We start from the raw sequence: 13,364 nt of genomic DNA, 5'->3' as shown, positions 1-13,364 counted from the left end.
TGTCGACCGATGATGGGAGTCAGCCACCTGATGATCAAGGTAGTGATTGTCGAGGACAACGTCATCGCCAGGACGGGGCTGCAGCAGATCGTCCCCTCCGGCGGCGATATCGAGGTGGCCGCAACCGCCTCTGACGCGGCGTCAGGCTTCGAGGCGGTGCTCCATACCCGCCCGGATGTGGCCCTGGTAGACCTGGGGCTGCCAGACGAGAGCGGACTCTCGCTCGCCACCCGCCTGCTGGCTCTGCCCGAACCGCCCCGGGTGCTGATTCTGACTGCCTTCCACGACGGCGCCCTAGTGCGCGAGGCCCTCACTGGCGGAGTGTCCGGCTTCCTGCTCAAGGACCTGTCGGTCGAGGACCTGCTGGAGGCCGTCCGGGCCGCCCACGCGGGGCACGCGGTGTTGCACCCCGAGGTTGCGGGGCACCTGGTCGGTTCGCTCCGTCGGATCGACCGTCCCTCCCCGCAGGAGCTCGAAAGAGTCGCCGCCCTGACCGACCGGGAGCAGGCCGTCCTACGGCTCCTCGCCACCGGCCTGACCAACGCCGCCATCGGCCGCGAGCTGGGCCTTACCGAGGCGGCGGTGAAGAACCACGTCACGCATGCCCTGACCAAGCTGGACTTGGCGAACCGCGTTCAACTGGCCCGGTTCGTCAACCGCGTGGGGCTCGCCGACTGAGGCACCCCGCTCTCGGAGCGCTCCAGCTCCACGCGCGGGCGCAGCGGATTCTAGAGGACCGTCTGCGGACGATCGCGGGGGCGATGTCCAGAGTGAAGCTTGTCCGTGATCTTGGAAACTCGATGGTTGTGCCGCGAGGGTGTGCTGGTGCCGTGGCCTGCTCTCGGCTGGGGTGAGGTAGCCGAAGGTCTTGTGCTTGCACAGGCGGCGTTGCTTGTAGAAGGTCTTGATGAAGTTGAAGACCTCGGCGCGATAGCGCCCCACTTGAACTCCTCTGTGTACCGTCTCGTGTACTTGCTTCCCACCTGGTGCTACTTCCTCTGGAACGTCAAGATCCCAGTCTCCAGGTGTTCACGATCAAGCAATGCCGCGAAGTTAAGGGCTGTTGGGCTACGTCAACGGGGGCGATGGGCGGGGGAAGAAGGGGCGGGACCCGCGCTGGTTCAGGGACCGGCCAAGATTTTCCTGAGAGCAGCGGCCCGGCGTGCCCCAGTCTGTCATGGCAGGCAGCCTGTCCGATGTCGACTACCGGTAGTTCGTTAAACCCGGCGATAGAGGTCAAGGGGTCTGCCGGAGGTGACGGCGTCGAGGAGGGCCTGGAGTTCGGTGGGTGGGTCCTTGTCCGTCCAGGCTTGCCACCAGCGGTGCAGGGTGGTGGCGGGGGTGAGCCAGGAGCGGACGGCGCGCAACGCCCTGGGCCAGCAGGGCGGCTGGGGCGGGTGGGGTGTGGCCGGTCCCCCTCTCCGGCCGGGTGGCGGGGCGGGGGTCCGGTGCGGTGGTGTCCAGCGGTCCGGGTGGGGCGAACCACTGGTCCCAGCAGAACGAGAACGCGCAGTTGACCAGGGTCTGGTGGCGTTTGATGGCGCGGGCGGAACGGACCTGGAAGTCGGCCCATCCGAGTTCATCCTTGATGTGCTTGTAGCTCTGCTCGATCCACGGGCGCAGTCCGTAGAGGCGGACGATCTGGGCGAGGTCGGCGGGCGGGTGCGCGCTGGCGGCGGCGTGGGGTGCGTCGGGGTGGGGCAGGTTGGTGGTCAGGTACCAGGTGGTGTTCTCCGGCAGTCTGCCCGGGTCAGTGGTGGCCACGACCAGGCGGCAGGGGCTGTCGGGGCCGTAGCCGCCCAGGCGGGCGTCGGCTGTCCACCAGGTCTCGGTGTGTCCGTCGCGGAAGTGGCGCTGGACGGGCGTCCAGTCGCCGGGATGGTCGGGGTCGGTGCCGGCCAGGGCCCGGGCGGCGTCGATCGGGGTGTGGGGCTCGTCGGCGCGGGCCCAGGTGCCGCGGTGCGGTCTGAGCGCGACGACGTAAGGCAGCTGGGCGTCGTGCAGAGCGAGGTACCAGTCGTCGCTGGTGGAGTAGGCGCAGTCGGCCACCACGGCTCGGCAGGCGAAGCCCGCTTCCTTGCCCTGGGCCGCGAGGGCGGCGGAGATCTGCGGTTTGGTGCGGAAGGCGGGATCGGCCCGGCCGCGGTCGAAGTGATGGGCGGGGGTGTAGGGCTGTGTGTGCAGCGGGTAGTAGATCCGGCCGTCGGTCCACACCGTGGTCACCGTGACGATGCCGCTGTCGGTCTTGCCGTACCGGCCCAGCCACTGCCGGCCCACGTGCGCGGTCGCCGTGCCGTCCTTGCGATCCCCGGAGTCGTCGATCACGATGACCCCGCCGTCGTGCGGAGCCGTCGCCGGCTGCTCGCGCAGCAGCTCGAGCCGCCGGTCGTTGACCTGCGCGGCCTCCCAGGGGGACTCGGACAGGAAGAACTGCAGCCGCTGCACCAGCGGGCTCCCGGCGCCGGCCGTCGGCTCCGCCCCGGCCAGACAAGTGAGCGTCTTGTTCCGGTCCCGCGGCGCGAGCAGCCCCGTGAGGTACTCGCGGAACCCCCGCCGCTGAGCCAGGCTGAAGAAGAGGTCGTCGAACCGGGCCGTGTACTCCTCCAACGGCCCCGGCGCGGGCGGACATGGACGGCGAGCGGTCATCTTCGGCCCCCAGCAAGACAGTTCACCCCTCTCACCGGACTACGACCAACCCGCCCTGCCCTCAACCCGCGCCACCGCCTGGTTTAACGAACTACCGCTACTGAGGTTTGAGGCGTGTTGTCGTCATAGTGCGCCCGGTGCCGGTGGGGTATCCGTCGATGAGGTCGGGCCGGTATTCGACCTGGTGAAGGCCCCGTCGAGGGGTGCGCATCAGGTGAGTGGGGTCGGTGTAAGTGGTGTTGGCCTGGCAGCGCCTTCGCAGGAGGGACCAGAGGCCATCGACGGGATTGAGCTGTGGTGTATAGGGCGGCAGGTAGTGGACGGTGATCCAGCCGTGGGAATCGATGAACTCAACCAATCGGCCGTCGCGATGAACGTTGAGATTGTCCCAGACCAGGACGATCGGCCTGCCGTGTCGGCGTACTCTCCCTTCGGGCCGGGCCGGTACGTTTGAACGTCCCCAGTTGTTAGGCCACGTCGGTCTCTCGCTCGATGGCCTGGAGGCGGTTCTTGAGCCGGTAGCTCGGGCCGTTGGTCGCGATCACTTCGCAGTGGTGCAGGAGGCGGTCGAGGATGGCGGTGGCGAGGACCTTGTCGCCGAAGACCTGGCCCCATTCGCTGAAGGTCTTGTTCGAGGTCAGGATGATGGAGCCCTTCTCGTATCGCTTGGAGATGACCTGGAAGACCAGGTTCGCCTCGGCGCGTTCGAGGGGCTGGGAGCCCACCTCGTCGACCACGAGGACGCTCGGCCGCAGGTAGGTGCCGAGTTTGTTGACCAGCCGCCCGGCAGACTCGGCGGCCTTCAGGTTGCGGACCATGTCGTCGAGGCTGGTGAAGTAGATCGAGTAGCCGGCCCGGCAGGCCGCGACCGCGAGAGCGACGGCGATGATGCTCCTATGGTCTGTCAAGGCGTAGGAGTAGGGCGGGGAAGGTCCCTCACGAGTCCTCGAGGGACATGATTTTTTAGGTCAGACGCCTGGGGCGTCGACAGAGGCGGCCTTCCCCGCTGCTGTGCATGCTGGTCGTGTTGCGGCACCCGGTCAAGTACGGGTGGGCTGCTGCGGGCACCCGTCGGCGCCCGCCGGGCTTGTGATCCGGATGGACGATCGGCCGGTAGATCAGACGGGAGCGCTCGCCTGTCTTGTGGCAGGCCAGGGCGGCGATGGAGATGCGGCGCTGGGAGGGCCCGTGGACACGGAAGATCGTGGTGCGGCCGCGTTTGGACCAGGTGCGGGCGGTAGGCGGCGTCATCGAGAAACCGGCCCCGTCCTCGAAGACGAGGTAGGCGTCGAGTGCCGCTGCAGTGCTTCCGCGGAGGGCTATGTCTCCTCCATCCAGCTGGCCACGGCTGCCTCGTCCCGCTCCACCACGTGCTTCGCGGGGATCTGGTGGCTCCAGCCGTGGCGTCGCAGCATCAACGAGATTCCCGAGAGCGTGAACGACTTGTGGAACCGCCGCCCGATGAGCGTCTTGATCCGGGCCAGGGTCCAGGTCTGGACCGACCAGCCGTGCGCCGTGGGGCCTTTGGCCGGCTCGACTTCCAGCACGGCGAACAGCGTGTCGCTCAGCTTCGGTGGTGAGACCAGCCCAGCGGACCGCAGCCCCTCGGCGCGCCAACGTCCGCCCAGGCCCGTCGCCACCGCTGCACCGAGTGCACACTGACCCGTAAACCCTTGGCGACCTCCACATTGCAGGCGCCTGCGGCGAATTGCTGGGCAGCCTGCATCCGGATCTGCTCACGAAGCACCTGCCGTTCAGGCGTCAGCCCACCACCTTGCGGATATCTCACACAACCGGCGTACCGCGACGATCATGTTCCGTCAGGCCTCAACGACACCACGTCTCAACCTCAGTAACACCACGCTCCGCCACAACCGAAAGTGAGGCAGGGTCGTCTACTGGAGACTCCCGGAAATTCTCTGCGGGCAGGTATCCGAGATGCTGTTCCCATGTCACGTCCAGACGGCCGGGAACGATGACGTCCATCTCCGGGTAGCCAAGATCCGCCACTACAGCGTCATAGACTGGTGTATCGCTCGGCATAGAATGGGAAGTAGGCCACCAGTGTCCTGGACGGCTCTCGATATTGCTCATGGCATCGGCCTTCTGTCGGTCTGTGGATTCTGGCAACTGGCAAAACCATACCGCCTTCCGCGTGCCGGGAAGCCAACTCAGAACTCGGGTTGATCTTGTTGTGGGGGAGGGTCGGATGCGTGATCCGTCCGCTCGGCATAGTGAAGTTCCCGCCTGAGCCTGGACCGTAGGGTTGGGCGCTCCTCTCGATAGGATCTGCTGGCCAATTCACAGGACAGGTTCTTGGCCGTGCCCCGGTGGCAGGGCGCGTGCGTTCTCGGCTGGTGAGACGACCCGCTGTGCGAACTCATTGAACCTCTTTCATCCTGGGGCTGGGGAGAGAAACAAGCTGGTCAGCGTGAGGTGGTGACATGCGAAACCCCTCGTCGTTGGTGTGGTGATCTCACTCAACACGCCGACGGCCGGGGGGCTTTGTTGGTTCCGTACCCTTCCATGCTCGAGTCCCCTACGAGCTCGTCGAGCATGTCTCCTGGCTGATCTACGCCCGAAGGCGTGAACTACGCTCGCCCTGGCGCAGGTTGGGCTGCTTCAAGCAGGCCCTGCTCGCGCTGGCGGACCTACGCAAGGTTTGCGCAGGTGGGTGCCGGGTTCGGGATCTTCAAGGCCACGGCCTGACGAGACCCTTGAGGTCCTCGCCTCGTGGGCGCCGGGTCTGCATGAGGCCCTCGTGGGCTGGGTGAGGGCCACTTCGTCATCGTCGACGGCACCCTGATTCCCACGGACCGCATCGCCGCGAACGAGCCATATTAAGCATGGGATGAACGTCCAGGTCATCGTCCGCCCGGACGGCACACCGCTGTGATTCTCCCGGGCACTGCCCGGCCGGACCCATGACCTGACCGCGGCCCGCGCCCACGGCATCAACCAAGCCTGCCTGACGAGGCAGATCCTCGTCCTGGCCGACCAGGCCTACCAGGGCGCTGGCGCCACCGTCCGCACGCCGTACTACCACCACCGCGACCAGCCCGAGCACTACCAGCAGTTCAACCGTGACCACGCCCGGCTGCGAGCTCCCGCCGAACGTGCCTTCGCCCAGCTGAAGTCCTGGCGGCTCATACGCCGGGCCAGATGCTCCACCCGCCGCATCGGCACCGTCGTCCAGGCCATCTACATCCTCATGACCTGCAGCTATGCGGGATGAAAGAGGCTCATTGTGTCATCAATCGCCTGCGTTTGTTCGGGTCATGCGGCGACGGTGGCCGGCTGGCGAGGCCCGTCTCATTGGCCACGAGCGCGGCTTGGGTGCGGTTTTCGAGGTGCAGCTTGCCGAGCAGCCGGGACACGTATGTCTTCACGCTCGCCCGGGACAGATGGAGTTCCTCGGCAATGCGGGCGTTCTCGAAGCCGCAGCCGAGCAGTTGCAGGATGAGGCGCTCATTGTCGTTGAGGAGGCTGAGCCGGGGGTGGACGCGGGCAAAGCGAGTGCCAGAGCCGGTGGGACGGTCCATCAGCAAGCCGAAGAGCTCAGGCGCAATCGCGCAGCCACCCGAGAGGACATGGTCGAGGAGGGGGTCGAGGAGGGCTGCGTCCAGGTCCTTGGTGATGAACCCGCGCGCCCCGGCGTCCAGCGCTTCCGCCAGCCCATCGTGCGCGGCGTCGTCGGTGAGCAGGACCACCTTAGGGGGGCGGCGGAGCAGACCGCCCAGGCGCTCGGTGCGGAGTCCGACAGACCGCGCCAGCGGCAGGTCCATGACGACGAGTTCGGGGCCGGTGCTGCGCAGGAGCTTCGTCACTTCTACGGCGTTCGACGCCTCTGCCACGACGTTGTAACCCAGGCTTTCCAGAAGTCGGCACAGCCGGGTACGGAACACCTGGTCGCCGTCGGCGACGAGCACGGTGTTCCGAAACGGCTGCTGCCTGTCGTCTGGGGGCACGCTGTGAAGTTCCGCTATCGAGTTCATGAGGACAAGTGTGGCGCACACAGTCTTACATGTCGGCCAACGCGTCCCTAAAGAGTCTTAACTCGTGGCATCGATTGGGATATGAAGCCCAGCGTACCCACGCGGTCTCGGTTCCGCGCGACGGATTTGTTCACGCGACGAAGACAGCGTACCTTAGCCCACTGTCAGAATTCGCCGCGCGGCAGAAGGTTGACGCCATGTGCAATCTCGACAGAGGTCCGGGCTGCTGGCGGTCTGTCCCCCCTTCAACGCCCAGCGATACACCCGTATACGACGCTATGGTGGCGGATCTCAGATATCCCGACACGGATGTGATCACCCCGGCCGCCGTGGACTGACATGGAAACAGCATCTCGATTGGATGTCCAAGCAAGACTCTCAGAGGTGCTAATAGGACTCCGGTAGGGCTTTGGTACTCCACTCCTTGGGACCTATGGAAGTTCCCAACCGGGACTTTTGCCTCCTGGGGTGTCTTTGCTGCCGTGCTCTACTTCTATGCGTGCCCCAACTACCCAACATCACACGGGCACCGCACCGCTGGTGGACGGCGGCGACGTGCGGTGTGCGTGAGACCTCGCTCGCCGCCGCACTCGTCCTCAGTCCGCTGCTAGTCGGGTACGCGATCGGCCGACGGCGCGAGCGCTGCGCCACCGCGCGGCGCCAGATGCGGGAGCGGGAGGTGTGGGAGGAGCGAGCCGCAGCCCGGGAGCGGTCGCGGATCGCCCGGGACATGCACGATACCCTTGCCCATCGGGTGAGCGGCATCGTCCTGACCGCGAACGTCCTCCTTGCCGCCTCGGACAGCCTCCCGGCGGCATCGGCCCTGGCCGTCGAGCGGATCCGGAAGGAGGGCCACCAGATATTGGAGGAACTGCGCGATACGCTCTGCCTGCTCGCCTCCCGCGCCGCTGCCGTGCATACGCCCGCCACTCACGTGGACCGCATCGTTGCGCTGACCGACCAACTCCGCTCGGACGGCACGACCGTATGCCTGAAGATCGACGGGCACCCCGAAGTGCTCCCAGACCCCATACAGTTGGTCGCCTACCGGGTGGTCCAGGAGTCCCTGACGAACACGATCCGGCATGCGACGGGGGCCGACGTCTCCGTGCTGCTCCAGTGCGAGGCGGACGGACTGCGGGTGGAAGTGTCTGACACTGGGGCACGACGCACCCCGGACAAGACCTTGCCATCCGGTCATCATGGGCTCTCCGGGCTCGCGGAGCGCGTCAGCCTGCTCGGCGGCACCTTCTCCGCCCAGCGGTGCGGCGAGGGCTTCGCCGTAAGAGCGTTTCTTCCCTTGCCCGCCTGCGCGGAAGGACGGCCTGGCGAGCACGACGCCCCGCCCCGGCGACCTGCTGTGCGTGAAGTACCGTCCAACGCGCCGGACACCGCCGAGACGTCACCTTCCCTCGGCCGGTGATCGACGAAGGGCGAGCCCGGGCGGTCCCCATGGCCTCTGTTGCGGCTGCGCGCCGATCTGGAGTGGGACGAGACCGCGGCGGTTCCCATCTGGCAGGCCCACGTGATTGACGAACACGCCCGAGGCCGCCGCGACCGAGCGGTTCTTGGAGTTCCCCGAGACCTGGGGCTCCAAGTAGCCTTCTTCGTATGAGAAGGCGGCCAGTGGCTCAATGACGTTCACGCGGCCAGTTCAGGGGTGTCGCGCCAGGTGGGACCCGGTGTGGTGAGTCGGCGGATCATGTTCGCGAGGGAAGCTCAGTAGACACGCGAGGCAGAGGTGTCGAGACGGTGCTCATATTCGCGGGCCAGGCGACGGTGCAACATCAACGTGCCGTTGATCTGCTCCACGATCCATCGCTTCGGCTGCGGGACGAACCCTTTGCCCTGGTCTTCGGGGGTGCGGCGGACGACCTCAACGGTGATGTCCATCAACGTGCTGTGGATGACGACTTCGTCCTTGAAGCCCTGGTCCACCAGGGCCTTCTCCCCGCAGGTCGCAGGACCCGGGGTCCCCAGTAGCCGACCGGGTCACCCGGTCCTGCTCCCAAGCCGTGATCATCGGTTCGATCAACGCCCACTGCTCGTCCGACAAGTCACTGAACCGTTTTCACCCTGCCCTGCGGGGGTGAAAGTGCAGGTCGGTGGGGTGGGGTGACAAGACGAGGCTCCTGGTCGTTGCGCTGGTGTTCTCTACGCACCACGCATCGTCCGAGGAGCCTCGCTTGGTCCCGTATCGTGCCACAGTCGACGTCCCTTTTGAGTTGGTCGAGCACGTCTCGTGGCTCATCCACGCCCGAAGGTGTGAACGCGGCTCGCGGTGGCGCAAGCTGGGCTGCTTCAAACAAGCCCTGCCCGCTCTGGTGCACCTGCGCAAGAACGAGACGCTGCCGGCTCTCGCGGCCGGCTTCGGCGTCTTGACGACGACCGCGTGGCGGTATGTCGACGAGACCCTCGAGGTACTGGCCTCCTGGGCACCTGGCCTGCACGAGGCCCTCGTCGGTCTGGGCGAAGGGGACTTCGTCATCGTCGACGGCACCCTCGTCCCCATCGACCGAGTCGCCGCGGACCAGCCGTACTACAGCCAGAAGCACAAGCAGCACGGCATGAACGTGCAGGTCATCACGCGCCCGGACGGGACACCGCTCTGGTTCTCCAGAGCCACACCGGGCCGGACCCACGACCTGACCGCGGCCCGAGCCCACGGCATCGTCCAGGCCTGCCTCACCCGGCAGATCCTCGTCCTGGCCGACCGCGCCTACCAGGGTGCCGGCGCCACCGTCCGCACCCCGTACTACCACCACCGCGAACAACCCACCCACTACCAGCAGTTCAACCGCGATCACGCCCGACTGCGGGCTCCAGGCAAGCGCGCCTTTGCACAGTTGAAGTCCTGGCGACTGCTACGACGAGCGCGCTGCTCCACCCGCCGCATCGGTACCGCCGTCCAAGCCGTGCACACGCTGATGACCTGCAGCTATTCAGGATGAAAACAGTTCATTGAATGTCCTCTCAGTCCCGTCGAGTTTGAGGAGAAGCACTACGCCGCCCAGGTGGCGGCCGAAGAATTGAAACTGAAGATCCGTCAACCCTCCTGCCGAGCTGATCCTCACCTCCGGTCAACGGGGAACCTCGCCTGGGCTACCCAGTGATCGGCGACACCCTGGCGCTGTTCCTGGAGACCATCCGCGTCACGGCCTCAAGGTCGCTGCGTATGGGCTGACCGATGGCGGGAGCGTGTCGTGGGGGACATGGGTAATCAAATCGCCCACTATGTAGCCCTACGCTGCCATCTGACTACCCATCGCATCGGCGCGGTGAGGTGGCTGCGGGTAATGGGAGTCAACAATTCTCATGTCAGCATGCATCCGGCGGCTCGGCCTTGCCGCCACCGCCTTCTCTCTGGCCCTTCTGATCGCGCCGCTCGTCCCCGGGGAGGCGTCCGCCGCCGACCCGATGGTGGGCAAGCTGTGCATGTACACCAGGAGGTCCGCCCCGAACGACCTCGACAAGACCCTCAGAGACCTGTTGCTGAGCAAGCCGCTGAGTGTCCCGCAGACCATCGTCGACACCAACGACTTCGAGCAGGTCATGGCGTACCTGATCGGCAAGTACGGTGACCAAAAGACGGCGACCGAGGCGCTGCTGAACGCGGCGGCCACGGCGTTCGGTACGGGTTCGTTCGGTCACTCCTGGCTGGCCTGCTTCCCCGACACCGGCCAGAAGGCCACCACCTACGGCTACCACGCCAACGGCCCCGGCAAGCCTGCCTTCCAGGTCGACTACCTGGCCTCCGACTCGCCGTCGCGCGACCACGAGGCGCGGATCTGCCGGTCCATCGACCAGGCCCAACATAGCGAGCTGGACGCCATCGTGGCCAAGGAGCAGAAAGATAAGACGGAGTACGCCTGGAACCAGAACTGCACCGACTTCTCGGGCCGCACCTGGAACCTGGTTATGGCCAAGGGGTCCGGCCCGCAGCTGGAATACCAGCAAAAGCCCCAGGGCAAGGGGCTCGCGGCTCAGCTGCTGGCCGCTCTGGGCACGGACAAGCTCGCCACTCCCGGGCAGCTGGGATACGTCATCGGAGCTGCCAACGGCAGTGAGCAGAACCGGGTGTTCAAGATTCCCACCGAGATCACCGCCACGGCCCCGCTCCCCGGCTCGGACAACGCCTACGGCGTCTTCACCAAGGAGCGCTTCGCCGCCATCCGCCTCAAGGACACCTCGGACACGGCTGTGGCGGGCAGCCGTCCCGAGAGCCAGCTGACTTCGGGGACGGCTTTCCCCTCCTTTGACACAGTCGCTACCTTCACCTGCAACCCCCTCCCCGGGCGCAACAGCTACCGCTACTACGTCTTCAGCGGCAGCCGCTACGCCACCGTCGACGCCCATATGAGCGGCGATGACATCGTCATCGACGGCAAGGGCAGTCCCCAGAACCTCGCCACGGTACCGGCCCTGGCGGGCTTCGACCACGTCGACGCGGTCATGAACGTCACCTCCCGCACCGACCAATGCAGCACCGACGGCCGCACCCTCCCGGCGGACTTCGCCGTCTTCTCCGGCAACAAGTACCGGCAGATCACCGTGGACTCCTCAGGCAACCTGATCGCCTCGTCGCCGCAGGGCGCGGACAAGACCCTGAAGATCGACAAGGTCAACGCGGCTCTCGACGTGGAGTCCTCCAGTAAGAGATCATCTCATTTGGTGAGTCTGCGGTAGCAGATGAGGGTGCAGGCGATGCTGGTGAAGGCGAGGAAGTGGAGGGCTTTGCGTTCGTAGCGGCGGTGGAGTCGGCGGCATCCGGCGAGCCAGGCCATCGTGCGTTCGATGGTCCAGCGGTGGCGCCCGAGCCGCTCGGAGGACTCGATGCCCTTGCGGGCGATCCGGGGCGTGATGTGCCGGGAACGGAGCCATTGCCGCAGGTGGCGGTTGTCGTAAGCCTTGTCGGCATGCAGTTTGGCGGGGCGACGTCGGCGGGGGCCGCGGCGGGACCGGATCGGGGGTATGCCGCGGACGAGCGGCTCAAGCGCCTGGCTGTCGTGGAGGTTCGCGCCGGAGATGCCGATCGAAAGAGGCAGGCCGGTCCGCTCAGTGATCAAGTGGATCTTCGAGCCGTACTTGCCCCGATCCACAGGATTCGGACCTGTCAGGTCCCCTTTTTCAGGGCTCGCATGTTCACCGAGTCGATCGCGCACCGCGACCAGTCCAGCTCGCCCCGGGCCCCGAGCTCATCGAGCACCAGGCGGTGCAGCTTGGCCCACACCCGCAGCCGGCTCCACTCCATGAACCGACGGTGGGCTGTCGCCCCGGACGGCCCGAACACCGGCGGGACCTGCGACCACGTACACCCCGTGGTCGCCACGAAGATGATCGCCGCGAGCACCTCCCGGTCCCCGTACCGACGACGGCCGCCGCCCTGCGGCCGAGTCGGCGCCTCCGGCACCACCCGCTGGAACAACTCCCACAACCCGTCCGGCACCAACCGCTCCACCATCAACACCCAGACAGACTACCGGGCAAATCCAAATGAGATGATCTCTAAGCGCTGGGCTTTCAACGGCGGCCAGCGGCGGCCAGTACGAGAGGATCAACGAGCCCGACCCGCAGCTTTTGCACGGTGCGGGTAGCGAGGTAACCGAGAGGAATTGGACCTCCTTCTCCCAGGCCGGTCTCGCTTCCTGACACCCGACGGCCCGCTCCACTGCGGACGCTTTTGGTAAATCGGGTGTGGGCGTGATGAGGGCCTGCACGACCTTGTTGGGGTCGTGCAGGCCGTCGTCCTGTTGAGGGGTGGGTTCGGTGTCGTTGCGCGGGGTGGATCTGGGGGAGATCCCAGAGGAGACCGCTCGGCTGGCACGTGCTGTGTTCCCGGAGGGCTGCCTGGTGATGCGGGTGCGGGATGCGCTCGGGCCGGTGTTCTCGGATGCCGATTGCGAGGAGCTGTTCCCGGTCAGGGGGCGGCCGGTGGTGTCTCCGGCCCGACTGGCGCTGGTGTCGGTGTTGCAGTTCGCCGAGGGGCTCACTGACCGGCAGGCCGCGCACGCGGTCCGCTCGTGTCTGGACTGGAAGTATGCCCTCTCGCTGGAGCTGGCCGACACCGGATTCGACTTCCCGGTGCTCAGCGAGTTCCGTGCCCGGCTGGTCGACGGCGGGGCCGGCCAGAAGGTGTTCGACGGGGAGCTCCGGGCGGCCGGCCAGGCGGGGCTGGTCAAGGCGGGCTGGCGGCAGCGCACGGACGTTACCCACGTGCTGGCCGCGGCGAGGGACCTGAACCGGCTGGAGTTCGTGGTCGAGACCCCGCGGGCGGCACTGAACCAGGTGGCGAAGGAGGCCGGGGACTGGCTGGTGACTGTGTCACCGCCGCAGTGGTTCGACTGCTACTCGGCCAGGCCGGAGGACAACCGTTTCGCGTCCCGGTGGGCGGGCCGCGTCGAACACGCCGACCAGTGCGGGACCGACGGTATGACGCTGCTGAAGGCCGTCTGGTCGGCCACGTCACCGGCTTCGTTGCGAAGCCTGCCCGCGGTGGAGTTCCTGCGGCAGACCTGGGTACAGCAGTTCCACCACATTGAGGACACCATGCGATGGCGCGGGACGAGGGACCTCCCGCCGGGCCTGATCCGCTTACAGCCCCCTACAAGCCCGAGGCCCGCACCGGTTCGAAGCGGGAACTGGGCTGGCCCGGCTATAGAGTCCACCTCAGCGAGACCTGTGAGCCCGACGCCCCGCATCTGATCACCCATATCCGTATCACGC

The 13,364-nt window shown here is 66.6% G+C and carries 10 protein-coding genes and 4 pseudogenes; 6 read left to right on the top strand and 8 right to left on the bottom strand.

Annotation, left to right across the window (positions count from 1 at the left end):
* Positions 1–30: 30 nt before the first annotated feature.
* On the top strand, positions 31–678 hold the full coding sequence (locus AB8O64_RS36110) for a response regulator (RefSeq protein WP_370424195.1): 648 nt from the start codon (positions 31–33) through the stop codon (positions 676–678).
* Between the two features lie 558 nt (positions 679–1,236).
* Here the strand turns inward: AB8O64_RS36110 and AB8O64_RS36105 are convergent.
* The 5 genes and pseudogenes from AB8O64_RS36105 to AB8O64_RS36085 form a co-directional block, all read right to left on the bottom strand.
* Positions 1,237–2,646 carry an IS701 family transposase gene (locus tag AB8O64_RS36105; protein ID WP_370424194.1) on the bottom strand — a complete coding sequence of 470 codons (1,410 nt, stop codon included), beginning with the start codon at positions 2,644–2,646 and terminating at the stop codon, positions 1,237–1,239.
* Positions 2,647–2,743: 97 nt separating this feature from the next.
* Positions 2,744–3,052: pseudogene (locus AB8O64_RS36100) on the bottom strand (transposase); the annotation flags it as partial.
* 61 nt (positions 3,053–3,113) lie between these two features.
* Positions 3,114–3,533 (bottom strand): annotated as a pseudogene (locus AB8O64_RS36095) (ATP-binding protein); the annotation flags it as partial.
* A 76-nt stretch (positions 3,534–3,609) separates the two neighbouring features.
* Positions 3,610–3,897: a hypothetical protein gene (locus tag AB8O64_RS36090; RefSeq protein ID WP_370424192.1), complete on the bottom strand. Its 288-nt coding sequence runs from the start codon at positions 3,895–3,897 to the stop codon at positions 3,610–3,612.
* Positions 3,894–4,435: pseudogene (locus tag AB8O64_RS36085) on the bottom strand (winged helix-turn-helix domain-containing protein). Before AB8O64_RS36085 ends, AB8O64_RS36090 begins: the two are co-directional and overlap by 4 nt.
* Before the next feature lie 678 nt (positions 4,436–5,113).
* Between AB8O64_RS36085 and AB8O64_RS36080 the strand changes: the two are divergent.
* Positions 5,114–5,881: pseudogene (locus tag AB8O64_RS36080) on the top strand (transposase family protein).
* 7 nt (positions 5,882–5,888) lie between these two features.
* On the opposite strand, the gene AB8O64_RS36075 reads toward AB8O64_RS36080, so the two are convergent.
* Positions 5,889–6,641, bottom strand: a complete 753-nt coding sequence (locus tag AB8O64_RS36075) for a response regulator transcription factor (protein WP_370424191.1) — start codon at positions 6,639–6,641, stop codon at positions 5,889–5,891.
* A 499-nt stretch (positions 6,642–7,140) separates the two neighbouring features.
* On the opposite strand from AB8O64_RS36075, the gene AB8O64_RS36070 reads away from it, so the two are divergent.
* Entirely contained in the window at positions 7,141–8,064 is a 924-nt protein-coding gene (locus AB8O64_RS36070) for a sensor histidine kinase (protein WP_370424189.1), read from the top strand.
* Between the two features lie 296 nt (positions 8,065–8,360).
* Here the strand turns inward: AB8O64_RS36070 and AB8O64_RS36065 are convergent, their stop codons facing one another.
* Positions 8,361–8,579 (bottom strand): hypothetical protein, encoded by a 219-nt coding sequence (locus AB8O64_RS36065; RefSeq protein ID WP_370424187.1) that lies wholly within the window; start codon positions 8,577–8,579, stop codon positions 8,361–8,363.
* A gap of 248 nt (positions 8,580–8,827) precedes the next feature.
* On the opposite strand from AB8O64_RS36065, the gene AB8O64_RS36060 reads away from it, so the two are divergent.
* Both AB8O64_RS36060 and AB8O64_RS36055 read left to right on the top strand, forming a co-directional pair.
* On the top strand, positions 8,828–9,592 hold the full coding sequence (locus AB8O64_RS36060) for a transposase family protein (protein ID WP_370424186.1): 765 nt from the start codon (positions 8,828–8,830) through the stop codon (positions 9,590–9,592).
* Positions 9,593–9,956: 364 nt separating this feature from the next.
* On the top strand, positions 9,957–11,327 hold the full coding sequence (locus AB8O64_RS36055; protein WP_370424185.1) for a hypothetical protein: 1,371 nt from the start codon (positions 9,957–9,959) through the stop codon (positions 11,325–11,327).
* Here the strand turns inward: AB8O64_RS36055 and AB8O64_RS36050 are convergent.
* Positions 11,306–12,102, bottom strand: a protein-coding gene (locus AB8O64_RS36050; protein ID WP_370424058.1) for an IS5 family transposase whose coding sequence is annotated in 2 segments (ribosomal slippage) — positions 11,306–11,757 and positions 11,757–12,102 — 798 coding nt in all. Because the reading frame shifts where the segments join, the coding sequence is not laid out codon by codon here. The two genes, AB8O64_RS36055 and AB8O64_RS36050, sit on opposite strands and share 22 nt — an antisense overlap.
* A gap of 470 nt (positions 12,103–12,572) precedes the next feature.
* Here AB8O64_RS36050 and AB8O64_RS36045 point away from each other — a divergent pair.
* Positions 12,573–13,343 (top strand): transposase, encoded by a 771-nt coding sequence (locus AB8O64_RS36045; protein ID WP_370424184.1) that lies wholly within the window; start codon positions 12,573–12,575, stop codon positions 13,341–13,343.
* Positions 13,344–13,364: the final 21 nt, after the last annotated feature.

The sequence above is a fragment of the Streptomyces sp. QH1-20 genome, assembly GCF_041283565.1.
GTDB lineage: Bacteria > Actinomycetota > Actinomycetes > Streptomycetales > Streptomycetaceae > Streptomyces > Streptomyces syringius.
This window is presented reverse-complemented; position numbering and strand designations above follow the sequence as displayed.